Annotated in this window: 22 protein-coding genes; 6 read left to right on the top strand and 16 right to left on the bottom strand. The window is 72.8% G+C overall.

Annotated features, from left to right (window positions below):
* Positions 1 to 94: 94 nt before the first annotated feature.
* The 3 genes from QP090_RS32280 to QP090_RS32290 form a co-directional block, all read right to left on the bottom strand.
* Positions 95 to 1,411, bottom strand: coding sequence for an MFS transporter (locus QP090_RS32280; protein ID WP_285943439.1), 1,317 nt, complete (start codon positions 1,409 to 1,411; stop codon positions 95 to 97).
* A 308-nt stretch (positions 1,412 to 1,719) separates the two neighbouring features.
* Entirely contained in the window at positions 1,720 to 2,376 is a 657-nt protein-coding gene (locus QP090_RS32285; protein ID WP_285943440.1) for a response regulator, read from the bottom strand.
* Positions 2,373 to 3,563 carry a sensor histidine kinase gene (locus QP090_RS32290; protein ID WP_285943441.1) on the bottom strand — a complete coding sequence of 397 codons (1,191 nt, stop codon included), beginning with the start codon at positions 3,561 to 3,563 and terminating at the stop codon, positions 2,373 to 2,375. The genes QP090_RS32285 and QP090_RS32290 overlap by 4 nt, the downstream gene beginning before the upstream one ends.
* Before the next feature lie 166 nt (positions 3,564 to 3,729).
* On the opposite strand from QP090_RS32290, the gene QP090_RS32295 reads away from it, so the two are divergent.
* Entirely contained in the window at positions 3,730 to 4,986 is a 1,257-nt protein-coding gene (locus QP090_RS32295; RefSeq protein WP_285943442.1) for a glycosyltransferase 87 family protein, read from the top strand.
* Positions 4,987 to 5,074: 88 nt separating this feature from the next.
* On the opposite strand, the gene QP090_RS32300 is transcribed toward QP090_RS32295, so the two are convergent.
* On the bottom strand, positions 5,075 to 5,398 hold the full coding sequence (locus QP090_RS32300) for a histone-like nucleoid-structuring protein Lsr2 (protein ID WP_285943443.1): 324 nt from the start codon (positions 5,396 to 5,398) through the stop codon (positions 5,075 to 5,077).
* 445 nt (positions 5,399 to 5,843) lie between these two features.
* On the opposite strand from QP090_RS32300, the gene QP090_RS32305 reads away from it, so the two are divergent.
* Positions 5,844 to 6,908 carry a cobalamin-independent methionine synthase II family protein gene (locus tag QP090_RS32305; RefSeq protein ID WP_285943444.1) on the top strand — a complete coding sequence of 355 codons (1,065 nt, stop codon included), beginning with the start codon at positions 5,844 to 5,846 and terminating at the stop codon, positions 6,906 to 6,908.
* Positions 6,909 to 6,996: 88 nt separating this feature from the next.
* Here QP090_RS32305 and QP090_RS32310 read toward each other — a convergent pair whose 3' ends face one another.
* Positions 6,997 to 7,389 carry a nuclear transport factor 2 family protein gene (locus tag QP090_RS32310; protein ID WP_285943836.1) on the bottom strand — a complete coding sequence of 131 codons (393 nt, stop codon included), beginning with the start codon at positions 7,387 to 7,389 and terminating at the stop codon, positions 6,997 to 6,999.
* 78 nt (positions 7,390 to 7,467) lie between these two features.
* Positions 7,468 to 9,783, bottom strand: a complete 2,316-nt coding sequence (locus QP090_RS32315) for an ATP-binding cassette domain-containing protein (protein WP_285943837.1) — start codon at positions 9,781 to 9,783, stop codon at positions 7,468 to 7,470.
* 352 nt (positions 9,784 to 10,135) lie between these two features.
* Here QP090_RS32315 and QP090_RS32320 point away from each other — a divergent pair, with 352 nt between their 5' ends.
* The gene (locus QP090_RS32320) at positions 10,136 to 10,924 is read left to right on the top strand and encodes a MerR family transcriptional regulator (protein WP_285943445.1); all 789 of its coding nucleotides are present in this window, start codon (positions 10,136 to 10,138) and stop codon (positions 10,922 to 10,924) included.
* A gap of 168 nt (positions 10,925 to 11,092) precedes the next feature.
* Positions 11,093 to 11,953, top strand: coding sequence for a pentapeptide repeat-containing protein (locus tag QP090_RS32325; RefSeq protein WP_285943446.1), 861 nt, complete (start codon positions 11,093 to 11,095; stop codon positions 11,951 to 11,953).
* A 60-nt stretch (positions 11,954 to 12,013) separates the two neighbouring features.
* Here the strand turns inward: QP090_RS32325 and QP090_RS32330 are convergent, their stop codons facing one another.
* The 9 genes from QP090_RS32330 to QP090_RS32370 form a co-directional block, all read right to left on the bottom strand.
* Entirely contained in the window at positions 12,014 to 13,246 is a 1,233-nt protein-coding gene (locus tag QP090_RS32330) for a styrene monooxygenase/indole monooxygenase family protein (RefSeq protein ID WP_285943447.1), read from the bottom strand.
* 31 nt (positions 13,247 to 13,277) lie between these two features.
* Positions 13,278 to 13,946 (bottom strand): GTP-binding protein, encoded by a 669-nt coding sequence (locus tag QP090_RS32335; RefSeq protein WP_285943448.1) that lies wholly within the window; start codon positions 13,944 to 13,946, stop codon positions 13,278 to 13,280.
* Positions 13,924 to 14,265: a DUF742 domain-containing protein gene (locus QP090_RS32340; protein WP_285943449.1), complete on the bottom strand. Its 342-nt coding sequence runs from the start codon at positions 14,263 to 14,265 to the stop codon at positions 13,924 to 13,926. Before QP090_RS32340 ends, QP090_RS32335 begins: the two co-directional genes overlap by 23 nt.
* 39 nt (positions 14,266 to 14,304) lie before the next feature.
* Positions 14,305 to 14,766 carry a roadblock/LC7 domain-containing protein gene (locus QP090_RS32345; RefSeq protein WP_285943450.1) on the bottom strand — a complete coding sequence of 154 codons (462 nt, stop codon included), beginning with the start codon at positions 14,764 to 14,766 and terminating at the stop codon, positions 14,305 to 14,307.
* On the bottom strand, positions 14,763 to 15,917 hold the full coding sequence (locus tag QP090_RS32350) for a sensor histidine kinase (protein WP_285943451.1): 1,155 nt from the start codon (positions 15,915 to 15,917) through the stop codon (positions 14,763 to 14,765). The genes QP090_RS32345 and QP090_RS32350 overlap by 4 nt, the downstream gene beginning before the upstream one ends.
* 703 nt (positions 15,918 to 16,620) lie before the next feature.
* On the bottom strand, positions 16,621 to 20,157 hold the full coding sequence (gene cydD, locus QP090_RS32355) for a thiol reductant ABC exporter subunit CydD (protein ID WP_285943452.1): 3,537 nt from the start codon (positions 20,155 to 20,157) through the stop codon (positions 16,621 to 16,623).
* A 9-nt stretch (positions 20,158 to 20,166) separates the two neighbouring features.
* Complete coding sequence (locus QP090_RS32360; RefSeq protein WP_285943453.1) at positions 20,167 to 20,916, bottom strand: cytochrome d ubiquinol oxidase subunit II; 750 nt, start codon at positions 20,914 to 20,916, stop codon at positions 20,167 to 20,169.
* A gap of 54 nt (positions 20,917 to 20,970) precedes the next feature.
* The gene (locus QP090_RS32365) at positions 20,971 to 22,212 is read right to left on the bottom strand and encodes a cytochrome ubiquinol oxidase subunit I (protein ID WP_285943454.1); all 1,242 of its coding nucleotides are present in this window, start codon (positions 22,210 to 22,212) and stop codon (positions 20,971 to 20,973) included.
* A 155-nt stretch (positions 22,213 to 22,367) separates the two neighbouring features.
* Entirely contained in the window at positions 22,368 to 22,940 is a 573-nt protein-coding gene (locus QP090_RS32370) for a helix-turn-helix domain-containing protein (protein ID WP_285943456.1), read from the bottom strand.
* Positions 22,941 to 23,051: 111 nt separating this feature from the next.
* Between QP090_RS32370 and QP090_RS32375 the strand changes: the two genes are divergently transcribed.
* Both QP090_RS32375 and QP090_RS32380 read left to right on the top strand, forming a co-directional pair.
* A complete protein-coding gene (locus tag QP090_RS32375) occupies positions 23,052 to 23,780 on the top strand; it encodes an aspartate/glutamate racemase family protein (RefSeq protein ID WP_285943457.1) in 729 nt (242 codons plus the stop codon).
* Between the two features lie 108 nt (positions 23,781 to 23,888).
* Positions 23,889 to 24,098, top strand: coding sequence for a hypothetical protein (locus tag QP090_RS32380; protein ID WP_285943458.1), 210 nt, complete (start codon positions 23,889 to 23,891; stop codon positions 24,096 to 24,098).
* Here QP090_RS32380 and QP090_RS32385 read toward each other — a convergent pair.
* Positions 24,095 to 24,697 (bottom strand): GNAT family N-acetyltransferase, encoded by a 603-nt coding sequence (locus QP090_RS32385; RefSeq protein ID WP_285943459.1) that lies wholly within the window; start codon positions 24,695 to 24,697, stop codon positions 24,095 to 24,097. The genes QP090_RS32380 and QP090_RS32385 overlap by 4 nt on opposite strands.
* Between the last annotated feature and the right edge of the window lie 121 nt (positions 24,698 to 24,818).

Here is a 24,818-nt window from a genome sequence, read left to right on the forward strand (position 1 = left end):
CGCAGTGCAGCCGGAATCCGGCGGCATCGGTGTAGCGCGGGCGGAAGGGCCACGTGCCGTCGAAAAGGTCGGGAGGGTCCGCTGACGCGGTGTGTCAGTGGAGATCGAGGGATTGCCGATGTCGCCGGTGCCGGGCGCCGCCTGCGACGACCGGGGCGATGGTGATCAGCGTGCCCAGGCCGAGCGCCAGCCAGTAGAGCCGCTGGTGGCCGCCATGGCGCAGGAGCAGGTAGACGGTTCCGCCGCACAGCGAGCCCAGGGCTTCGCCCGTGCTCCAGCAGACCTGGCGGAGATTGAACGTCTCCAGGCGGGATCCGTGCGGCAGCCCGGCGAAGGCCGTGCTGACCGTGGAGTGGAAGAACGGTTCGGCGAGTGTGAACAGGGCGACCGCCAAGACGATGGCGGACACGGTGGGGAGGCCCGAGCCGAGCAGCAGCGCCGTCCCGCCGAAGCCCAGGGACGCCACGCCGATGAAGGCGTACGGCGGAGTCCCGCGGCTCATCAGCCTGGTCATGAGCGCGGTGGCGGGCGCCTGGAGCAGCACGACGCCGACGGCGGGCGCGGCCAGGAACGCCGCGCGCGCCGCCGGCGAGGCGATCTCGTCGGCGAGCAGGAGGACGAGGGCGGAGGCGAACTGGGCGAACATGAAGGTGCCGGCCAGGGTGGTGAGCACCGTCGATCTCGTGGTCGCCTCGCGCAGGGCGGCGCGGAGCGTGCTGCGGCCGATCGGCCATCGGGTGGTGGCGGCCGGTGTGCGCAGTCCCGCGCGGACGCCGAGGGGCAGGACCGCTCCGGCCAGCAGGTAGCAGCCGGCGACGACGGTGAACAGCGGCCGCGCGTCGCCGCCCCGGTACAGCAGCATGGCCAGGAACGGCCCGACCGAGGCGGCGACGTTGATTGCGATCATCAGGGTGGAGTAGACGCGCTGCCTGCCGATGTCGTCGGCGACGGTCTCGGCGACCAGGACGCGCGACAGCAGCGAGTGCAGGCTCATTCCGAGCCCGGCCACCAGCAGCAGCGCCAGCAGGCCCGCCGTGCCGGCGGCGTAGGGCAGGAGGCCGAATCCGGCGGCGGCCAGCACCGTGCCCGCGAACATCGCCGGCAGATACCGCCGCCGTGACAGCCATCGGCTGACCAGCAGGGCGCCCAGCCCGGCCGAGGCCGTGTAGCAGAACAGCCCCGGCCCGGCGGCGCTCGCGGCCCGGCTGCTGAGCACCAGCACGAGCACCGGCATCACCGTGTACAGCCCGAGCGAGACGGTCAGGTGGTGGGTCGACAGCACCAGCGCGAGCCGGCCGCCAGAACCGGCGGGGGTGTCGGTGGCGGGGTCGCCGGTGGTCGCGTGGTTCGTGGTGAGGCCGTCCGTGCCCGGTCCGGGCAGGGCGTGATGAGGGAAGGGTCGTTCGGACACCGCGGTGGTCTCCCATGGGGGACGCGCCCACCGCGCGTGAGAAGGCTCAGCCGGTGGGCGGAGCGAAGGGGACGACGTCTGGCGCGCATGCCGAGGCGCGCCGCACATATGCGGCGTTCACCAGCAGCGCCTCCTGCACTCCGCCGGGAAGACCCGGCACCGTGATCCCATGATCACCCACGCCCCCGCCGTCCGCAACCGATCATCGGACGCCGGCCCCGCAGTCCCGGTAGCCGCAGAGGTCGCCGGGGCTCTGGTCGAGCCGCTCCAGCGTGCCGCGCGGCGGCGGCCCATCGGTTATCGCGCGGTCATCGGGGCGGGGCGACCAGACCGGCCTCGTAGGCGATGATGACGAGGTGGACGCGGTCGCGGGCGTCGAGCTTGGTGAGCAGGCGGCTCACGTGGGCCTTGGCGGTGGCCATGCTGATGAACAGGTGGGCGGCGATCTCCGCGTTGGACATGCCGCCTCCGACCAGGGTCAGCACCTCGCGCTCCCGTTCGGTGACGCCCTCCACCGACCGGCTCGGCGGGGACGGCTCGGGGCGCGCGGCGAACTCGCCGATCAGGCGGCGGGTGACGCTCGGCGCGATCAGTGCGTCCCCGGCGGCGACCACGCGGATCGCCGACAGGATGTCCTCCAGCGCCATGTCCTTGACCAGGAACCCGCTCGCGCCCGCCCGGAGCGCGGCGTACACGTAGTCGTCGTCGTCGAAGGTGGTGAGCACCAGGACGCGCACCGTGCCGGGATCCGCCATGATCATCCGGGTGGCCTCGATGCCGTCCATGCCGGGCATCCGGATGTCCATGACCACGACGTCGGGCCGAACCTCCCGGGCCAGCCGGACCGCCTGGGCGCCGGTGCCGGCCTCCCCGACGATGTCCAGGTCGGAGGTGTCGGCGATGAGCACCCGCAGACCGGCGCGGATCAGGGGCTGGTCGTCGGTCAGGACGACGCGGACCGTCACCGGGCCTCCACCGGCACCGGGAGCCGCGCCTCCACCCGGAAGCCGCCCTCGGGGCGCGGCCCGGCGGCGAGGCGGCCGTTCAGCAGGCCGATCCGTTCGCGCATCCCGACCAGGCCGTACCCGGTGCCCGGGCCGCCGCCGTGGCCGGTGTGGCCGCGCCCGTCGTCGACGACCTCGACCGACAGCTCCTGGTCCTGGAAGCCGATCGACACCTGGCAGTGGCGGGTGCCGGCATGGCGCACCACGTTGGTGACCGCCTCCTGGACGACACGGAAGGCCGACAGGTCGATGTCGGGCGGCAGCGGGCGCCGCTCCCCGTGCCATCGCAGGTCCACGCGGACGCCGGCGTCCATCGTCGCCGCGGCCAGCCGGTCGAGGTCGGCCAGGCCCGGCGCTGGGTCGAGCGGCGCCGCGGAGCCGGGCTCGGCGCGGCGCAGCGCGCCGAGCATCCGGCGCAGGCCCGACAGCGTGTCCCGGCTGGTGGCCTCGATGGCGCTCAGCGCGGCGCGCGCCTCGGCGGGCTGGGTGTCGATGACGCGGCTGCCGACCCCGGCCTGGATCGCGATGATGCCGATGCTGTGCGCGACCATGTCGTGGAGCTCGCGGGCGATCCGGAGCCGTTCGGCGGTGACGGCCTGCGACGCGGCCCGCGAGGCCAGCTCCTCGGCGTGCTTGCGGCGCTCCCGGATCGAGTTGCCCGCCGTCCAGGCCGCGGCGATCGCCACCAGGACGAGCACCGCGGCGGGCCTGCCGGCCTCCCACGGCCAGGCCCCGGTGAACAGGGTGGCGGCGCCGAGCTGGGCGGCGAGCGTCAGCACGGCGGCGATGATCGAGGACCGGCGCGGGTGGACGGCCGCGATGAGGCCGACGGCCAGGTCGGTGACCAGCATCTCCAGGTAGCCGACCTCCGGGTTGGGCATCGCCGTCAGGGCGACGGTCCAGCCGGTGAGCAGCAGCGCGAGGACCGGCAGCGGACGGCGCGGCAGCAGGGTCGCGACCACGACCGTGAGGGCCGCCGCCGGGACCGTCTCCAGAATTCCGACGCCGTTCTTGGCCTCCTGCATCGTGAGGTACAGGACGGCGGGGTAGGCGATGGCCCCGCACCAGGCCAGGACCGTTCGCGCGCCCGCGCGGGCCCGGGCGGGCGACTCCGGGGACCGCGCCGGAGGAGGCGTCGTGGGGGACATGTCCTGATCGTAACGGTCGGTCCCTGACCTGGGCATGAGCCCGGAGGCGTACGCCCGCGGGCTACCCGGCGCGGCCCCGGATGTGGCCGGTGGTCCGATGCCGTCCGGGCGCGTCCCCCGGCACCGTGGGCGGTCCTGTCGGATCCCCGGGGTGTGGAGCGGTGCCGTGAAGCGTTGGATCAGGACCGCCGTTCGCGGGGCTCTGCTCGTCGAGGTCGTGGGGGTCGCGGTGTTCGCCGCCGTCTACGATTCGCTCGACTTCCGCATCTACTGGCTGGGCGGCGGCGCCATCACCGAGGGCACGCGCGTCTACAGCGAGCAGCTCGCGGCGCATTGGTTCACCAATACGCCTTTCATGGCCGCGCTGTTCGCGCCCGTGTCCGCGGTGCCGCTCGGCGTCGCCCGGGTGGTGTGGCAGCTGGCGTCGGTCGGGGCGTTCGCCTGGGCCTGCTCGGCCGCGCTGGAGCTGGCCGGCCGGCGCCCCTCACGGCTCGCGGTGGCCGCCGCCGTGGCCGGGGGGCTGCTGCTGGAGCCGGTGTGGCATTCGCTGTTCCTGGGGCAGGTCAATCTGTTCCTGCTGGCCCTGGTGCTCGTCGACGTCCGGCGCGTCTCGCTCGGCCGTCCCGCCGGAATCGGGATCGGGATCGCGGCGGCGATCAAACTGACGCCGGCCATTTTCGTGATGCTGCTGTTGATCGCCGGGCGCACCAGGGCCGCGTTGACCGCCGGGGTGACCTTCGTGTTGTGCGGCTCGGCCGCGTTCCTCATCGCGCCGGACGCCTCGCGGCTCTATTGGCTGCACACCTTTTACGACACCTCGCGGGTCGGCGTCCCTTACATCAGCAACCAGTCGCCTTACGGCGCGGCCGCCCGGATCTCCGGCGGGGTGGCGCACGTGGGCGGCTGGTTCGAGCCGGTGCCGCTCGCCATCGGGTTCTTCGGGCTGGCGGTGGCGGCAGGGTGGGCCAAAAGGGGCGACTGGCTGAGTGCGGCGGCCGTGGCGGGCGTGACCGGTCTGCTGGTCTCGCCGATCTCCTGGGCGCATCACTGGGTATGGATCGTGCCCGTGCTGATTCTGCTCGTCCGAAATGGCGGCCGGGCCATCGCGCTGTGCGGGTATCTGCTCTTTCTCCTGGCCCCGCTGTGGTGGACGCCTCAGGGCGGCGGCCCGCGCCAGTACGGATTTCATGGATTGCTGACGCTGGTGGCCAACTGCTATCTGGTGGCCGGATCGGTCTTCCTGGTGTACATGGCCGTGCGTCTATCCGCCCGCCGCGGCGGGCGCGCTCCGGTGGGCCCGATTCACGTTGACGGCGCCGGGCCGGGCGCGGTCGCCTTCGGCCGCGCGCCGGTTCCCGAGAACGCCGGCGCCATTCTGGGGCCGCCGCTCCGGCCCGGTCGCCGGCCTGGCGGCCCTGCGTGAGAGGCCGGTGCGGCGGGCGTGGCGCGGCGGGTTGTGGTGCGGCGGTGCGGCGGCCCGTGGCGCGGGCGGCTCGCGTCGATCCGTCCGCTCAGTGGGCCGCCTCGTACTTCTCGATGACATTGGCGGGGATGCGGCCGCGCTCGTTGACCTTGACGCCGGCCGATCTGGCCCACTCGCGGATCTCGCTGCTGCGCTCCCGGCTGCCGGCGGCGCGGGCGGCCGACTTCCGGCCGGTGGGGCGGGCTTTGCGGGCGTTCTCCAGGAACGGCGCGATGGCCTTGCGTAGTTTGGCCGCGTTCTTCTTATTGAGGTCGATCTCGTAGGCCCGTCCGTCGAGCGAAAACGACACGGTTTCGACGGCTTCGCCCCCGTCCAGGTCGTCGACCAGGAGGACTTGAACCTTCTGCGCCATGAGCTGCCTTCCTCTCGTTTGTTCCTCAGTTCGAACAATAGTAGGTGATCCTCCGGTGGATATTGACAGTGGCCCGTCCCGCACCCCTTGGTGACCGAAGTCTGGTTGTGCTTTGGCCTGATCCTGTGCTTTCACCCGGCCGATTTCCCGCGCGGCTCCGCACCGTCCGCGCCGCGGAAGGAAAATGCTCGGCCCGCGGCGCGTGAATCCGGTCGGCGCGCCGATGGGCACGGGGTATCCGAATACGGCCGCGATGATGAAGGCCGGGGATCTCGGGCGGGGACGGAGTCGCGAAGGCGCAGTGTGCCGGGTGGCGGCCCCTCGGGGACGCCGGCGGCCGGTGTCCGCCGCCGTCCTGACCGGTTCCGGTCCGCTCGGCGGAAAGACTCCGGGATTCACCTACAGCGATTGATGAGTCGCGATGCGTTATCTACTGTCTGTGGGTATGACCATGCCCACAGAGCAGATCGGCAGCATCCCCCGTCCCGCCTCGCTGCTGGCCGCGATGGCCGCGCACGAGGCGGGCGGGATCGGCGACGCGGCGCTCGCCGCCGCACAGGACGAGGCCGTCCGCGACACCATCGGCCGCCTGGAGGAGATCGGCTCGCCGGTCGTCACCGACGGGGAGCAGTCCAAGCCGAGCTTCGTCTCCTATCCGATCGCGGGTCTGGCGGGGCTGGCCCCCGGCGGCGTCGCCATCCCGTTCGCCGACGGCCACCAGCGGGAGCTGCCGCAGCTCACCGCCGCGCCGTTCCGGTACCAGGTCCGGGCCGAGGGGTATCTGAAGGCCGCGCAGCGGCACGCGACCGTCCCGGTCAAGCAGGCCGTGATCGCGCCGTCCGCGCTGAGCCTGCTGTACCCGGCGGCGGGCATCGACGGCTATCCGCGCGAGGCGTTCCTCGACGACCTGGCCGATGAGGCGGAGGCCGACATCCGGGGGCTGCTGGACGCCGGCGCGCACGTCGTGCAGCTCGACTTCACCGAGGGGCGGCTGTCGCTGAAGCTCGACCCGAGCGGCGGCGTCCTGGACGAGTTCATCGCGCTCAACAACCGGGTGCTGGAGCGGTTCTCCGAGTCCGAGCGGGCCCGGATCGGGGTGCACACCTGCCCGGGCGGCGACCTGGACTCCACGCACAGCCTGGACGTCGACTACGCCGGGCTGCTGCCCAAGCTGTTCCAGCTCAAGGCGGGCCGCTTCTACGTCCAGCTCGCGAGCGAGGCCGAGCCCGACAAGGTGCTGGCCGCCATCGCCGACCGGCTGCCCGAGGACGCGCTGATCTTCGTCGGCGTCATCGACCCGATCGACCCGCGGGTCGAGACGCCCGAGCAGGTGAGCGACCGGGTGCTGGCGGCGGCCCGGCACCTGCCGGCCGACCGGCTGGGGACCGGCGACGACTGCGGTTTCTCCCCGTTCGCCGACGACACCTCCACCTCCCGCGAGGTCGCGTTCGCCAAGATCAGGGCGCGGATCGAGGGGACCGCGCTGGCGGCCCGGCGGCTCGGCCTGTGACGTCCGCCGCCCGCGCCGGGTTCCGGGGCCGGCGCGGGCGGTGCCGGGCGCGGCGGATGCGGCGGGTTCGGCCTCGGCTCCTTCGGCCTCAGCCTCCGGAGGCCTCGCGTTCGATCCGCTCGAACTGCGCGCCCATGGCCTCGGCCAGGGCGTTGGCGCCCGACAGCGGCCGGACCATGACCATGAAGTCGTCGATCAGCCCGTCGTCGCCGGTGTGCAGGAAGTCGCAGCCGGTGACCTCCCGGCCGCCGACCCGGGCCTGGAAGACCAGCGCGTGGTCGCGGCCGTCCGGGCTCGCGATCTCGCGGACGTAGCGGAAGTCCTCGAACACCCGGAAGGCGGCGCGCAGGATCGCGGCGGTGAGCGCCCTGCCCGGATAGGGCTTGAAGGCCACCGGGCTGGTGAACGCGACGTTCTCGGCGAGCAGTCCCTCGAAGGTCTCGGGGGCGCCGTCCTCCACGGCCTTGCGGAACGGATGCACGCCATCACCCTTATTCATGTCGTTGAGTCGGTGCAAAAGTAGATCAATCATCCCGGCGGCGCCGGATGGGGGGTGGGATCACCGGCGGTCCTGCGGGTGGTCCTGCGGGTGGCCGGTGTAGTCGCGCAGGTGGCGGGCGGTGAGGGACGTGCCGGTGTCGATCAGGTCGGCGGGGGTTCCGGTGAAGACGATCCGGCCGCCGTCGTGGCCGGCTCCGGGGCCGAGGTCGATGATCCAGTCGGCGTGCGCCATCACGGCCTGGTGGTGCTCGACGACGATGACGGTGTTGCCGTCGTCGACGAGGCGATCCAGCAGGGCCAGGAGCTGGTCGACGTCGGCGAGGTGCAGGCCGGTGGTCGGCTCGTCCAGGACGTAGGTGGTGCCGTTCCGCGCCATGTGGATGGCGAGCTTGAGGCGTTGCCGCTCGCCGCCCGACAGGGTGCTGAGCGGCTGGCCGAGGACGAGGTAGCCCAGGCCCACGGCGGCGAGGCGGTCCAGGATCACCCGGGCCTGACCGGTGGTGAAGAACGCGCGGGCCTCGGTGACCGGCATGGCCAGGACCTCGCCGATATTGCGGCCGCGCAGCCGGTAGGACAGCACCTGGGGGGTGAACCGCCTGCCCTCGCACTCCTCGCAGGGGGAGGCGACCTCGGCCATCATGGCGAGGTCGGTGTAGATCAGGCCGATGCCCTTGCAGGCGGGGCAGGCGCCCTCGGAGTTGGCGCTGAACAGGGCGGGCCTGACGCCGTTGGCCTTGGCGAACGCGGTCCGGATCGGGTCCAGGAGCTTGGTGTAGGTGGCCGGGTTGCTGCGGCGGGAGCCGCGGATCGCCGACTGGTCGGCGACGACCACGCCGTCCCGCCGGGGCAGCGCGCCGTGGATCAGGGAGCTCTTTCCCGATCCGGCGACGCCGGTGACGACGGTGAGGACGCCGAGGGGGATGTCGACGCTCACGTCCCGCAGGTTGTGCAGGGAGGCGCCCCTGATCGGCAGCTGTCCGGTGGGGACGCGGACCTTCGCGCGGGGGGCGATGCGGTGGCCGAGGTAGCGGCCGGTGAGGGTGCCGGAGGCGCGCAGGCCGTCCAGGTCGCCGGCGAAGCAGATCCGGCCGCCGGCGGCGCCGGCGCCGGGGCCGAGGTCGACGACGTGGTCGGCGATCTCGATCGTCTCGGGCTTGTGCTCGACGACCAGGACGGTGTTGCCCTTGTCGCGCAGCCGCAGCAGCAGGTCGTTCATCCGCTGGACGTCGTGGGGGTGCAGGCCCGCGGTGGGCTCGTCGAAGACGTAGGTGACGTCGGTGAGGCTGGAGCCCAGGTGCCGGACCATCCGGACGCGCTGGGCCTCGCCGCCCGACAGCGTGGAGGACTCGCGGTCGAGGCTGAGGTAGCCGAGGCCGACGCCGACCAGGGAGTCCAGCGTCTCGCCGAGGGTTTCCAGCATCGGCCCGACCGAGGCGTCGTCGATGCCGCGGACGAACCGGGCCAGGTCGTTGATCTGCATGGCCGAGCAGTCCGCGATGCCGCGGCCCTCGATGGTGGCCGAGCGGGCGGCGGGGTTCAGCCGGGACCCGGCGCAGGCGGGGCAGGTGGCGAGCGTGATCGCGCGGTCGGCGAACGCGCGGGCCTGGGGCTGCATCGTGTCGCGGTCCTTGGCCAGGTAGAGCCGGCGGATCTTGGGGATCAGCCCCTCGTAGGTGAGGTTGCTCGACCCGATCTTGATCTTGGTGGCGGGCCGGTGCAGGAGGTCCTCCCACTCGGCCGGGGTGTAGTCCTCCAACTTGCGGTCGGGGTCCAGGAGGCCGGAGTGCGCGACCAGCTGCCAGTGCCAGGAGTCCACCGCGTAGCCGGGGGCGGTGATGGCGCCCTCGTTCAGCGACCGGCCGGTGTCGACGAGCTGCCTGGCGTCGATGTCGGAGATCCGGCCGAGGCCCTCGCATTCGGGGCACATGCCCTCGGCGCGGTTGAAGCTGAAGGCCCCGGGCGGGCCGACGCGGGGGGTGCCGATCCGGCTGAACATGATGCGCAGCATGGTGTGGGCGTCGGTGGCGGTACCGACGGTGGAGCGGGCGTTGGCGCCCATCCGCTCCTGGCCGACGATGATCGCCGCGCTGAGGTTGCGCAGCGAGTCGACGTCGGGCCGGGCCAGGCTCGGCATGAAGTTCTGCACGAACGCGGTGTAGGTCTCGTTGATCAGCCGCTGCGACTCGGCCGCGATGGTGTCGAAGACCAGGGAGGACTTGCCCGAGCCGGAGACGCCGGTGAAGACGGTGAGGCGTCTTTTGGGGAGGTCGAGGGAGACCCCGGTCAGGTTGTTCTCCCGGGCACCGCGGACCTGGATGAGGTCGTGGTCGTCGGCGGGGGCGTGGCCCGGTCCTCCGCGGGCGGCACGGGACACGGGCCCGTCGGTGTCGGTGTCGGCCTGGTGGCTGGAAAGCACGGAACTCCTCTGTCCGGTGGGACGGTCGTCTGATGGGGCGGTACGGGGGGTGTCAGGTCGAGCGCTGTGCGGCCGCGTCCCCGTCCCGGCGGGCGGTCAGGTCGCGCGCGCCAGGCCTCGTCGCCGTGGCCCGGGTCGGCGCCGAGCACGCACGTCCGGCCGGCCGGCGCTGTCGGCGACGGCCATACCTTCAAGTATTTCATTGAAGTAGCTCATTGAGACTTTGTGCGGACTATCGGCGGTCGGTGCTGGGGATATGCGCGATAATCTTAAACTCGACCGTGAAGCCAGACGCGGAGGACGGTGAACCGTGGACGGCGCGGCGGCGGGGCTTCGCCCCATCGACCTGGCCCGCTGGGCGGGCGTGTCCACCCAGCAGATCCGCAACTACGAGGACGCGGGGATCCTGCCCCCGGCGGAGCGGATTCCCTCAGGCCACCGCAGGTTCCAGGAGCGACACCGCCGGGCCCTGGCCGCCCACCGCACGCTCGTGCGCGGGTACGGCCCGCGCGACGCCCAGGCGATCATGCGGGCCGTCCACGCCGGGGACCTTCCCGGGGCGCTGGCCCTGGTGGACGCCGGGCACGCGGCGCTGCACGAGCAGCGGCTGTCGCTGGAGGCGGCGGGCGAGGCGCTCGAGGCGGTGGCGGAGCGTCCCCCCGACGCCTTGGTCCTGCCGCGTTCGGGGCTGCGCATCGGGGAGGTCGCCGCGCATCTCGGCGTCCGCACGTCCGCCCTGCGGGTGTGGGAGTCCACCGGCCTGCTGGTCCCCAGGCGCGATCCGGGCACCGGGTACCGCCGCTACGGCGCGTCCGACGTGCGGGACGCCCGGATGGTCAGCATGCTCCGCCAGGGCCGCTACCCGCTGGAGGAGATCCGTCCCGTCCTGGAGGGCCTGCGCCGCACGGGCGGCAGCGACGCGCTGCGCGAGGCCATCGCCCAGCGCCGGGCCGGGCTGGCCGAGCGCGCGAGAGCGATGCTCGAGGGCTCCTGCCACCTGCACCACTACCTCACCGGCCCGAACGGCGCGAACGAACCGGGCGAACCGAAGGGCGCGGGCGGGCCTGGCGAGGCACCGGCCGCCATGGCGGGCGCGTGAAGTCCGGCCGCCTCCTGTCGATCCTGCTGCTGCTCCAGACCCGGGGCCTGATGACCGCCGCGCAGCTCGCCGCCGAGCCGGAGGACCACGGCGGGGCGTAGCCCGCACCCGCCGCGGACTGGGAGAATGGGCCAGTCCAGGTCAGGCCAGCGAAAGGCGGCCGTGCACGTGCCCCACCCAGGCCCGGCCAGCGCCGGGGACCGTTCCGGCCTCGAGGCCGACTGCGGCAGCTGCTTCGGGCTGTGCTGCGTCGCGCTGCCGTTCGCGGCCTCGGCCGACTTCGCGGTCGGGAAGGACGCGGGCGAGCCGTGCCGCAACCTGCGCGACGACTTCGGCTGCGGCATCCACTCCCGGCTGCGGCGGGAGGGCTTCGCGGGCTGCACGGTCTTCGACTGCTTCGGCGCCGGGCAGAAGGTCTCCCAGATCACCTTCGGGGGACGCGACTGGCGCCGCGCCCCGGACTCGGCGCCCTCGATGTTCGGCGTGTTCCCCGTCATGCGGCAGCTCCACGAGCTGCTCTGGTACCTGACCGAGGCGCTGGCGCTGCCGGCGGCCCGTCCCGTCCACGAGGGGCTGCGCGCGGCGCGGGAGCGGACCGAGCGCCTCACGCTCGGCACCGCCCAAGAGCTCACCGCCCTGGACGTGGCCGCGCACCGGGACGAGGTCAACGTCCTGCTGCTGCGGGCCAGCGAACTGGCACGGGCGGGAGCCCGGGACCGGGGCGCGGGCCGGAGGAGGAACAGGCGGGGCGCCGACCTTCTCGGCGCCGACCTCAGGCACGCCGACCTGCGGGGCGCCAACCTGCGCGGGGCCTGCCTCATCGCGGCGGACCTGCGGGGCGCCGACCTGAGGACGGCCGACCTCATCGGCGCCGACCTGCGCGACGCCGACCTTGGCGGCGCCGACCTGACCGGCAGCATCTTCCTCACCCAGGCGCAGCTCAACGCGGCCCGGGGCGACGCCGCCACCACGCTCCCGGCGGCGCTGGCCCGTCCCTCCCACTGGCGGCCCGCGTCCCCGTCCCGCTGACCGGCCGGCGCCGGGGTCCGGCGCCGGCCGGGGGATGCGGGCGGTGGTTCACTCGGTGGTTCAGCCGGTGGTGACCGAGGCGAGATAGGCCTCGGCCCGCTCGGGGTCCATGAGCCAGTTCTCGAAATCGGCCGGGTTGGCGTACCCGTGGGCGAACCGGTGCGCGACCGTCTCGTTCTGCGCCGCGGTGGCCAGGACCTTCTGGACATGGTCGGGCAGCGGGCCGAGCATCATGTTGGTGTAGGCGGTGGGGTGCCGGGCGTAGTCCCAGTAGGCGTCGAAGGTCCGCTGCATCCAGGCGTCGTCGAAGGGCCGGTCACCGTGGCCGAGGATCTCGCGAAGGTACACCTCGGCGCAGCGCGCCGCGTTGTTGGAACCCTGCCCGGTCACCGGATCATTGGCCACCACCACATCGGCCATGCCGAGGACCGACGCGGACGCCGACAGCCGGCCGACCGGATGGCGGACGACGGGGGCGTAGCCCCCGTACAGCGTGGAGCGGGCGTCGGTCGGCTCGGCGCCGACGACGCGCTCGTGCTCCCAGGGCACGTACTGGCGCAGCAGGTCCAGGGTCCGGTCAAGATGACCGGCGGGGTCCGGCCGGTCCGACCAGCAGTCGAAGGGGCCGCCGGGCACCGCCTCCCAGAGCAGGATGTCGCAGGGACCGGTGAGGGTGTAGCCGGGCATGAAGAACAGCTCGCCGACACCGGGGGTCGCGGTGATCCGCACATGCGGCTCGGGGTGGCCCGGCCAGGGCGTCATGCCGTGCAGGTAGATGCACGACAGGTGCCGCTGCGGCCGGTCGTAGGGGGACCGGCTCACGTCCCGGTCGAACAGCTCCACCAGCTCGCCCTTGCCCGCCGCGATGATCGTCAGGTCGTACAGCGCGGACAGGCCCTCCAGATCGGAGGTCATTACACTGTGGTAGACGGCGTTGCCGCCGCGCTCCTCGAACAGCTCCAGCCAGCCGGCCATCTTGACGCGCTGGTCGATCGACTGCGCGTACTGGTCCCACCGGCCCAGCGTCTGGAACGCGGCGGTGCCGGGCGGCGCGGCGACGGTGACGCGCTGCGCGACGATGTCGGGGGCCTCGTGCTCCCACAGGTTCAGGCCATGGTCGCGTTCCAGCTGGAGCTGCGGCCAGAACATGCACTGGGTGGACATGATCCGGCCGGCGCGGATCTCCTCGGGGGTCCGCGCCGACATGACCGTCACGTCGTAGCCGGCGGACTGGAGGCTCAGGGCGAGCTGGAGCCCGGCCTGCCCGGCGCCGACGATCAGGATCCTTCGCACTGCTTCCTCCTCGCCCGGGGGACGCCCGGGTTCATCGGGTGGACGGAGTCATCGGGTGGACGGGCTCGGCGGCCGGCCCGCCCCGGATCCGGGGTGCCCCGGACCCGGCGGTGCGGTCCAGGGTGTGGCCCAGGGTTCCGGTGAGGGCCGCCACGACCGAGCCGCGGTCGCGGGCGTCGCAGGTGGTAAGCGGGACGGCGGGGTCGAGCTGGAGCGCGTCCCTGATGTCGGGCAGCGGATGGGTCTGCCGCCCCTCGAACAGGTTCACCGCGACGGTGAAGGGCACGTCGGAGTCGTTCTCGAAGTAGTTGACCGCCGCGAACGACACGTCCAGTCTGCGGGTGTCGACCAGCACCAGCGCGCCGCTGGCGCCGCGGCACAGGTCGTCCCACATGGGCCAGAAGCGATCCTGGCCGGGCGTCCCGAACAGGTAGAGGACCAGGTCGGAGGCCAGGGTGACGCGGCCGAAGTCCATCGCGACCGTGGTGGTGGTCTTGCCGTCCCCGCCCCCGCCGCCGTCCGGGGCGAGAGGGTCCACCGTCTTGGCGGCCTGCGTCATCCACGCCTCGGTGTTGACCGCGGGAATCTCCGAGATGGCCTCCACCAGGGTGGTCTTCCCGACGCCGAACCCGCCCGCGACCACGAGCTTGACCGAGGTGCGGCGGGTCGGCGGCAGGTCAGGCGAGCTCGCGTAGACCATCGATCACTCTCTCCAGGACGCGCGGGTCGTACGGCGAGGTGTGCTCCGCGGCGATCAGGACCCGGTCGCCGGCGGCCAGGTCGGCGAGCAGGACGCGGGTGACCCCGAGCGACACTCCGCAGTGGGCGGACAGTTCGGCGACCGACTCGCCGTGGGTGTGGACCCGGTCGTACAGGGCCCTGGCCTCGGGCAGCAGGCGGGCGGCGAACGCGGCGTCGTAGCCGCGCCCCGACACCAGGGTGTGCACCAGCAGGTGCCGCCGGCCGCGGGTCCGGCCGCCGGTCAGCACGTAGGGCCGCACCCAGGGATTGGCCGTCATGGTCGTCCTCCCGGCTCGGTCACGGCGCCGTCCGGGCGGTCACGACGTCGCCCGCACGGTCATCTGGCGCAGGTCGTCGCGCATCTGCGGGGTCAGCACGTGCCCGGCGCCGCCGACGAACTGGGTCATCTGGTGGGCGACGGCACCGAGGTTGGCGCCCTCGCCGACCAGTACGACCAGGCCGGCCAGGGTGCCGATGCTCATGAACAGCAGGTGCCCGGCGGCGAACTTCAGCATGATCTGGTCGCAGCCGCTCTCGCCGACGTGCCGCGCGATGTTGTTGCTGAGGCTGATCATGCCGCTGGTCAGCGCGGCCATCGGGTCGACGAAGTCGGCCGGCAGGGTGCCGGACTCGACCAGCGCGAGCCCGTCGGACGACACGATCAGCGCGAACTTCACGCCGGGGGTGGAGGAGGCGAACTGGCTGAGCAGCCAGCCGAACTCCTGCGGCCTGCCAGGTCCGGCGGGGCTGCCGGGGGCACTGCCAGGGGGTTGGGTCACGGCCGTCCTTCCGAGTCGTTGTCAGCGGCGTGCGGGTCGGGAAGCCGCCGGGCGCCGGTGGTGAAGGCGTCCAGGTCGGCGGCGAACGACCGGTCCGGTGCGGCCTGGGAACCCGCGGGGGACGCGGGGTCGCCGCGGCCCTCCGGGGGCGCGGCGGCCAGGGAGACGGCGGCGGCGGGGGCGTCCTGCTCCTTGACCGGGCGCAGGCTCGTGCGCTGCCTGCGGGGCAGCCCGTTGGCGGCGGGAGTCGCGGCGGCGGTCGGTTCGGGGGCCTCGGGCCGGGCGGGTCCCGCGCGGTGCGCCATGGTCAGGTGCGGCATCGCGCCGCCGGGCGCGGCGGCGCTCCGCGGCTCCGGCCTGCCGGAAACCGGACGGGTGGCGGCGGGGCCGGCGGCGCGGGCGGGGGCGGGCGTCTCGGCCTCGCACAGGAGAGCGGCCGGGACGGTCACCATCGCGATGGTCCCGCCGGCGGCGCCGGGGCGTGCCGGCCTGCTGTCGAGGCGGACGCCGACGCCGTGCCTGCGGGCCAGCCGGTGCACTGTGGGGAACCCGGTGTGCCGGGAGGTCTCGGGGGTCATCGCCGGGACGGGCCCGGCGAGCGTCCGGTTGAGATCCTCGATCCGTCCAGGGGCCATGCCGATGCCGGTGTCCTCGATCCGCAGCATGACCGCGCCGCTGTCGAGCAGGTGCGCGCTGACGGTGGCCTTGGCGGGCGAGTAGCGGGTGGCGTTGTCCAGCAGCGCGGCGACCAGGGACGCCAGGTCCTCGGCCGCGTAGCCGAGCACCGAGAGCTCGACCACCTTGACGATCGCGACCGAGGTGTACTGCTCGATGGAGGACTCGGCCATCCGCACGATGTCCAGCAGCGAGGTGACGTGCCCGGAGGCCTCCTCGTCGTCCCGGCCGGTCAGCACCCGCAGGACCTGCGCGCGGCGCCGCATCCGGGTGATGCCGTGGTCGATCTCGTAGAGCGCCTGGAGCCGGTCGGGGTCCTCCTCCTCGCGTTCCAGGTGGTCCATGGCGGGGCGCACCTGCTCGGCGAGGACGAGGAGCTCACGGCTGAACCGCTCGAACAGCTCGGGCCACGGGTCCTCGCTCCCGGTGCCGCCCGCTCCAGGGCGCGTGCCTTCGGGGCGCGTGCCTTCGGGCATCGTCGCGCCCACGGCGGACGCGGGGAAGGCCGCGGGTGCGGCCCCGGCTCCGGGCGGGGGAGCAGAGGGCTCGGACGCGGCGAAGGGCAGGGACTCGCGTGCCGGTGCGGGCGTCGGCGCCGGCGTGGGCGCGAATGCGGGCGCGGGCGTGGACGCCAAGGTGGGCGCAGGCATGTGCGGAGGCGGGGAGGGGTGCTGGTCGGGGGTGCCCCATCCGGGCGCCGGGGGGCGCGGCGGTCGCCGCCGGTCTCTGCCCCGCCACCTCACCTGCCGCCCCCGGCCCGTGCGGCGGCCCGTGCGGCGGCCTGTGCGGCGGCCTGTGCGGCGGTTCGGAGGACCGGTCCGCCCTCGCGCTTCGTCCGGGCGGTGTTCGTGCCGTCTTCAGCACGGTGCATCAGCACAGCGTCCTTCCCAGCCTTGACTGTCGGGTGCCCGGCGGGACGCGCCCCGGGCCAGGTTCTCCGCGCCGGGGCGACGCCGGCGGCGCCGCGCTGAACGGGCGCCGAACGAGCGGCGCCGACCGGGCGGGGTATGGAGGGGGCGCCGCCTGAAGCGGGCAGGGATCAGGGTGGCACAGGAACAAGAGGTGATCAATGCCGGCTGAACGACATGTTCGATAGTGAGACTAATATCCGAAATGTGGCTTTTGTGGGTGGTGGTGCGCCGCACCCCCGCCCCGCACCCCTCCCTCCGGCCTCGGGCTTCACCCGGCGGTCGGGGAGGCCAGCACCTCGACGTCCCACAGATCCCGGTACGGACCCGGCAGCGCCAGCAGATCATCATGACGACCCCGCTGCACCACCCGGCCCCGATCCATCACCACCACCTCATCGGCCGCACCCAGCGCCGCCAGCCGATGGGTCACCAGCAGCAACGTGCCACCACCGGGCGCACCGAGCAGCTCACCGGTGATCTCATCGGCCATCCCCGGATCCAGGGCCTCGGTCGGCTCGTCCAGCACCAGAACCGGCGGATCGGCCAGCAACGCCCGCGCCAGCAGCAGCCGCTGCCGCTGCCCGCCCGACAGACTACGCCCCCCGGCCCCCACCACCGTGTCCCATCCCGCCGGCAGCGCCTCGACCACCTCCAGCAACCGCGCCCGCCGCGCCGCCGCCCGCACCTGCCCCTCGCTCGCGTCCGGACGGGCCAGCAGCAGATTCGCGCGAACCGTCCCCGCGAACACATGAGCGTCCTGCGTCAGCCCCCGCACCGCCGCCCGCACATCCCCAGGATCATGTTCGGCCAGATCATGACCGGCCAGCAGCACCGAACCCGCCCCGGGCACCACCGCACCGGCCAGCACCGCCAGCAACGTGCTCTTGCCCGCGCCACTGGCCCCCACGACCGCGACCCGCCGCCCGCGCTCCACCCCCAGATCCACCCGGTCCAACGCCACCCCGCCCCCCACGGCCCCCTCCCCGCCGAACGCCACGCACACCCCCAGCGACTCCACCCCCAGCGGACCGGACGGAACCACCCGAGGCCGCACGGGCCGCACCGGCGGGGGAGCGGCCAGCAGATCCGTGACCCGCCGCGCCGCCGGCCACACCTCCCGCAACCGCTGCGCCGCCCCCGCCAGCGCGAGCACCGCCTCGACCGTGACCAGCGCCGTCAACACCAGCACCGCCAGCCCCACCTCGTCGACACCGCCCCCCCCACCCCCCCCCCCCACCGCCGCCACGGTGACACCCTGCAACGCCACCCCCGCCGCCGCCACCCCCGCCGCGCCCCGGGACGCCGCCCGCTCCGCCCGCGCGAGCCGCCCCACCGACTCCTCGGCCACCGCCGCGAACCGCCCGGCCGCACCGAACACCGCCAGATCCTCGGCCCCCTCCAGCACGTCCAGCGCCCGGACCGCCAACACCTGACGCTCCACCGCCGTCCGCGCCGCGGCACGCCCGCACGCCACCGCCGCCACCACCGGCAGCACCACACCCGCGACGGCGGCCCCGCACACCAGCGCGACCGCCGCACCCGGCGCCACCACCGCGCACAACGCGACCCCCGCACCACCGCACGCCACCGCCGCGACCGCCGGAAGCAGGCACCGCAACAACAGGTCCTGCACCGCGTCGACATCGGACACCATGCGCGTCAGCGCGTCCCCCTCCCGCACCACCGCGCCCCGCCCCGCCGGACGCCCCGCACCAGAACGCCCCCCACCCGCACGACCCGAACCCCCCGCCGCCAACGCATCGAACACCCGTCCGCGCAACTCCGCCAACGCACGCAAGGCCACGTCATGCCCGGCCAGCCGCTCCAGATAGCGCAGCACCCCCTTTGCCAACGCGAACCCCCGCACCGCCACGATCGCCAGCGACAACACCGCCAGCTCCGGCCGCTGCGCCGCCCGCGCGATCAGCCACGCCGCGGCGGCGATCAACCCAAGCCCGCACAGCTCCGCCGCCGTCCCCGCCAACGCCGCCAGCACCAGCCGCACCGCATGCGGCCGGACCGCACCCCACATCCCGCCCCCGCCGCCGCGCCGAGCCCCCTCGTGCACGACACCGGACACCACCCCCGCAGCCACCGACAGAACCGGGGAGACCGGGGGAGCGGAGGACTCCGGCGATACAGGACGGGCCAGAGGGGCCGCGACCGGCCGAACCCGGCGTCCGTCACCGACCACCCGGCCCTCATCCAGACGGACCACCCGATCGGCCACCGCCAGCAACGCCGGACGATGCGCCACCACCAACGCCGTACGGCCCGACAGCAACCGCCCCGCCGCCTCCACCAACAACCGCTCACTCCGCAGATCCAGCCGCGCGGTCGGCTCATCCAGCAACATCAACGGCGCGTCCGTCACATACGCCCGTGCGACCGCCAGCCGCTGCCGCTGCCCAGCCGACAAACCCGCCCCACGCTCACCCAACACCGCGCCATAACCACCCGGCAGCCCCCGGACGAACCCATCGGCCCCCGCAGCCCGCGCCGCCTCCACCACCCGCGCCCCATCCGCACCCGGCACACCCAGAGCGATGTTGTCGGCCACCGACGCCGCGAACAGATGCGGCCGCTGCGGCACCCACCCCAGCCGGGCCCGCCACGCCACCGGATCCAACCCCGCCAGATCGACCCCATCGACCAGAACCCGCCCCGACTCCGGCACCACCAAACCCAGCAACACCAGCAGCAACGTCGACTTCCCCGCCCCCGACGGCCCCGTCACCGCAACCCGCTCACCCGCCCCGATCCGCAACGACACCCGGTCCAGCGCCGGACGCCCCGCACCCGGGAACCGCACCGTCACCTCCTCCAGCACGATCTCCGGAGCACCCCCGCCCACCGGCACCCCGCCCCCGACCGGCACCACCGGCGCGTCCACCGCCGCGAACGCCGCCTCCGCCGCCGCGACCCCCTCCGCACTCGCATGGAACCGCGCCCCCAACGCCCGCAACGGCGCATACACCTCCGGCGCCAAAATCAACACCAGCAGCCCCGTGACCAGCGACATCTCCCCACCCAGCAACCGCAACCCCACCGGAACCGCCACCAGCGCCACCGACAACGCACACACCAGCTCCAACACCAGCGACGACAAGAACGCCACACGCAGCGCCCCCACCGTCGCGCGCCGATGCTCATCGGCCAACGCCCGCACCACACCCGACTGATGCCCCGCACGCCCGAACGCCCGCAACGTCGCCAACCCCGCCAGCACATCCCGGAAATGCCCGCCCAGACGATGCAGCAGCCCCCACTGCCGCCCCGTCAACGCCGCCGTCCGCAACCCCACCAGCGCCCCGAACACCGGCACCAGCGGCACCGTCACCGCCACCACCAGCGCCGACGCCCAATCCGCCACCGCCAACCGCGCCAGCACCACCACCGGAACCACACACGCCGCCAGCAACTGCGGCACATACCCGGTGAAGAACGGATCCAGCGCGTCCAACCCCCGGGTCAACAACGTCACCCGCGCACCCGCACCGCCCTCCACGGCCGGCACCACCCCGGACCCCACCCCCGAACGCCCCACAAGAGCACCCCGCAGCTCACCCTTCACCCCCGCCGCGACCCGCCCCGCCACCCGCGCACCCGCCCACACCAGAACCCCGCGCCCCGCCACCGCCGCCACCAGATACGGCCACGGACCCACCTCCACCCGCGCGATCATCCGCGCCAGCAGATCCGCCTGGACGACCAGCAGCACCCCCTGCGCGACCGCAGACAACGCCAGCACCACCAGCACCCCGCGAGGAAAGCCCCGCAACAACCGCCGCTCGACAGCCTTCACAACACACCCCTACAGATACGACGGGGCCCGGACCCGCCCCCGGAACGTCCACCACACCAACGCCTGCGCCCCCACCAGCAACGGCAGCATCACCACCGCCACCACCGCCGTCACCGACAACCCCATCCCCGGCGCCGCCATCTCCGACCACGGCAACCGCAACCCCGCCACCACCGGCACCGCCACCAGCACCGCCGCCGTCGCCGGATACTGCCCCGGGAACCGCCCCGCCCGCCCCGCCGGCGCACCCGTCAGCCGCAACCCCGCGAACGCCGCACCGTGCAACACGAACAACCCCGCCAACGGCAACCCCACGACACTGCCCGCGTTCAACCCCACACCACCGAACAGCACCGACCCGAACACCGACGCCCACGCCAGCGCCACCAACCAGCTCCCCGCCACCACCGCGCCATCACAACCACCCCGCCACCGCACCCCGTCCACCCGCCCGCGCAACCACAACCCCATGTCACGCACCACCCAGCCGACCAGCAACACCACGAACAGCGGATACAACCCCTCCAGCAACCGATGCTCCAACCCCGGGAACGCCCCCGCCGCGATCCCCGCGGCCGACACCAGCCACACCTCGTTCCCCAGGAAGAACGGCGCGAACGACGCGATCACCAACCGCCGCTCACGCTGATCCCGCCCCAACCACGGCAGCACCATCCCCACCCCGAGATCCGCCCCCGCCAGCACCAGATACCCCACCGTGAACACGGCCATCATCAACACCGCGAGCGGCTCCATCATCAACTCCCATCAGAAACACGCAGGTCAGAGACGAGCAGGCCAGAGAAACGCGGATCAGAACGTCGGCGTCAACGCCGACGACGCCTCCACCGGGGGAGCACCTCCCAGCCGTGCCCCCTCCGGCCCCCGCCGCGCGAACCGGACCAGCAACCACGCGTTCACCACGAACAGGACCCCGAACAGCACCGCGAACGCCACGAACGACGCCGTGATCCTCCCCGCCCCCACCTCCGACAGCGCGTCCCGGGTCTTCAGCACCCCGAACACCATCCACGGCTGCCGCCCCACCTCACGGAAGACCCACCCCGACAGCATCGCGACATAGGGGAGCGGCACCGCCAGCATCACCACCACATGAAAGACCCGCCCCCGCTCCAGCCACCGCCCGAACGGGAACTTCACCAACGCCACCAACGCCAGCACCAGCATCAGCGTCCACGCCGTCATCATCAGCGCCTCGCCCACCGCCGCCAGCGCCGGCGCCCGGTACTCGTCCGGCCCGAACCGCGCCGTGAAGTCCGCCACCATCGACGCCATCCTCGACGCGCTACCGCTCTTGGTCGGCTGCGTGTACTGGAACTGCATCCCCCCGAACGCCACCGCCGGGAACACCGACAGGATCAACGTCAGCAACCCGATCCGCATCGACCGCCGGAAGAACTCCACCTCCGCCGTCCGCCGCAGCAGGTGGTAACCGCTCACCCCCGCCATGAACAGCCCCGCGGTCAGCAACCCCCCGAACAGCACATGGAAGAACGCCAGCACCGCCGGCGGATTCGTCAGCAGCGCCCCGAGATCGGTCAGCCGCGCCACCCCGTCCCGCATCTCGTATCCCACCGGCCGCTGCAACCACCCGTTCGCGACCAGCACGAAGTACGCCGACAGATACGCCGTCAGCGTCACCACCCAGATCAACGCCAGATGCACCCACCGGTTCAACCGGTCCCACCCGAAGATCCACAACCCCAGGAACGTCGACTCGACGAAGAACGCGACGATCGTCTCCATCGCCAGCGGCGCACCGAACACCCCGCCGGTCACCTTCGTCATCCCGCCCCAGTTCAACCCGAACTGGAACTCCATCACCAACCCGGTGACGATGCCCACCGCATAATTGATCACATAGAGCTGGCCCCAGAAACGCGTCATCCGCTCGTGGACCGCGCCACCCGTCACCGCCGCCCGGGTCTGCACCAGCGCCACCAGCGTCGCCAGGCCCAGCGTCAGCGCCACGAACAGGAAGTGCGTTCCGGCCGTCAGGCCGAACTGCACCCGCGCCAGCATGAGCGGGTCCACGTTCACCCTCCAAGGGGGATCGGTCGATCGATACGCACCGATCCTGGGCCGATCCCCACCACCGGCGAATCAGGCGCGAGCGTGCACCCGCCCTGCGCCTTTGGCGTACCGGCGCCCGGCCCCCTACACCTCAGGATGTAGAGACCCGCCCCACCTCAGCCGTTCTCCATGACGACGACCGCGGACGTGCCCGGCTCGACAGCCCGGAACACATGCGGCTCATCACCCGGGTAGGCGACGTAGTCACCGGGCCCCAACTCCACCGGCTCCCCGGAGGGACCGACCAGCGCACGCCCACTGCTCAGCACCACATGCTCGACCGTCCCCGGGGAATGCGGCTCGGAGAGCCGCGAACCACCAGGCTCCGCCGTCACCCGGTACACGTCCCGCCGCGCGCCCGGGGGACAGGCGGCCAACAGCACCGCCCCATAGTCGGACCGCTCCGAACGCGCCACCGGCCCCTGCCCCGCACGGATCACCCGCACCCCCGGACGCGGCGGATCGACCAGCCGGCTGAACGGCACACCGAGCGCCGTCCCGAGCGCCCACAACGTCTCCACGCTCGGATTGCCCGCCCCCGACTCCAGGTGGGACAGCGTGGACTTCGCCAACCCCGCCCGCCGCGCCAGTTCGGTCAGCGACAGCCCGGCCCGACCACGCTCCCGGCGGATCGACGCCGCGATCAGCGCGATGAGATCGAGCGGCGGCTCCGGCGGTCCATCTCCCACGGGTTCGCTCCAGACTCCGATGCGTTCGACTTGACGAACACAAGGCTGTTCATTCTAATGAACAAAAGTTCGCCAGAACGAACGATCCGTCCAGCGTCCAGGGGAGACCCCATGAAGCACCTCGGCATACTCGCGCACAGCACCGAAGGCGCCGCCCTGTGCTTCCGCGCCTTCTGCCAGCGAGGATTCACCGAACTCGGCCCGCACGAACACCCCGACGTCACCTTGGACTGCATCTCCATGGCCCGCAGCATGGACGCCTGGGACAGCGGAGACCACCAATCCATCCGCGCCACCCTCGCGACGAGCGTCCAACGCCTCGCCCACGCCGGCGCCGACTTCTTCGCCTGCCCCGACAACACCGCCCACATGGCCCTGGAGCAACCGGGGGAGGACCTCGCCCTGCCCGGCCTCCACATCGCCGACGCCGTCGCCGCCCAGGCATCCCGCGACGGGCGCGAACGCGTCGCCGTCCTCGGCACCCGTTACACCATGGACGGCCCCGTCTACCCCCGGGCCCTCGCCGCCCACGGCATCCAGGCCGAGATCCCCGACGCGGACGACCGCCGCACCGTCAACGAGATCATCTTCGCCGAGCTGGTGAACGGCGTCTTCACCGAACCCGCCCGCGACGCCTACCTCGCCGTCATCGAACGGCTCGCCGCCCGCGGCTGCGACGCCGTCGCCCTGGTCTGCACCGAGATCCCGCTCCTGATCACCCCGGAAGTCTCACCGCTGCCCACCCTGGACTCCACCCGCCTCCTGGCCGCCGCCGCCTTCGACACCGCCATCGGCCGCACCCCGCTCCCAACCTGGCGCGGCGGCCCCACCGCACACTGACACCGCCTCACGGCCCAGGGGAGTGGCGCACCGCGAAGCAGGGGGCCGTTTGTCGCTCGCCAACGATCATGTCCTCGTTGTCCTGCTGATTGACAGGAAGTGCGAACGGTGCGGAAGGACAGCCCGATTCGCTCGGCGAGCATCCGCAGCGACACCTCCACGCTCAGCGTGTCCTCGTCTTCGACCGGCTGGTGCCCGCTGTGGGAGCGCATCGGCTCGAACTCCAACGCGATGTCACCGAGCGCGAACTGGCAGCCCGTCATCACCGCGACCAGCTTCACCGAGTCGCCCATCAGCGGTTCTGACACAGTTTCTTAGCGAGGATCCCTGCGCATGCACCATGTGCGGGGGCCGTTGTCGGGGAGTTGGACGTCGGCTGTGACCTTGAAGCCGAGGCGCTCGTAGAAGACCACGTTCCGCTCGCTGGAGGTCTCCAGGAATGCCGGGTGTCCGTCGCGCGCAGCCGCCTCGATGCCGGGGACCAGCACCGCGCTGCCAAGGCCCCGCCCCTGGGCTTCGGGTGCGACTGCCACGGTGTTGAGGAACCACGCCGGCCCCTGCGGCCGATACGGGGCGACGGCCTGCTCTGCGGACTCGTAGGCGGCCGCCCGATTACCGGTGAGGTCGCCGACCAGTGGGCCGATTTCGGCGAAGGCGGGCGAGGGGTCCTGGTCGGGAGTGGCCCAGACAGCGACAGCGCGGCTCGCGTCGGCGACCCAGACGCGGCCGTACACCATCCCGATGCGGGTCAGGCACAGCTTCTGGAAGCGCCGAATCCGATCCTCGTGGTCATCTGCGGCGATCACGTGCTGCGTGTAGGGGTAGTCGGCGAAGGCCTGGGTAAGGGTGTCCACCGCAGTGGGGATGTCGGCGTCGGTGATGGGGCGTACGGAAGCGGCATTCTGGTGCTGTGGCATGCCAATTAAACGATCTTGGCGGCAGAAGAATTCCCGAACGCGTTACGCTGAGAGATCGGCCTCACTGCCGCCGTCTGACCGTGCCCCGACCTTCAAGAAGCCCTTCGTTTTCTGAAGATCG

Source organism: Actinomadura xylanilytica (assembly GCF_030283145.1).
GTDB classification, from domain to species: Bacteria; Actinomycetota; Actinomycetes; order Streptosporangiales; family Streptosporangiaceae; genus Spirillospora; species Spirillospora xylanilytica.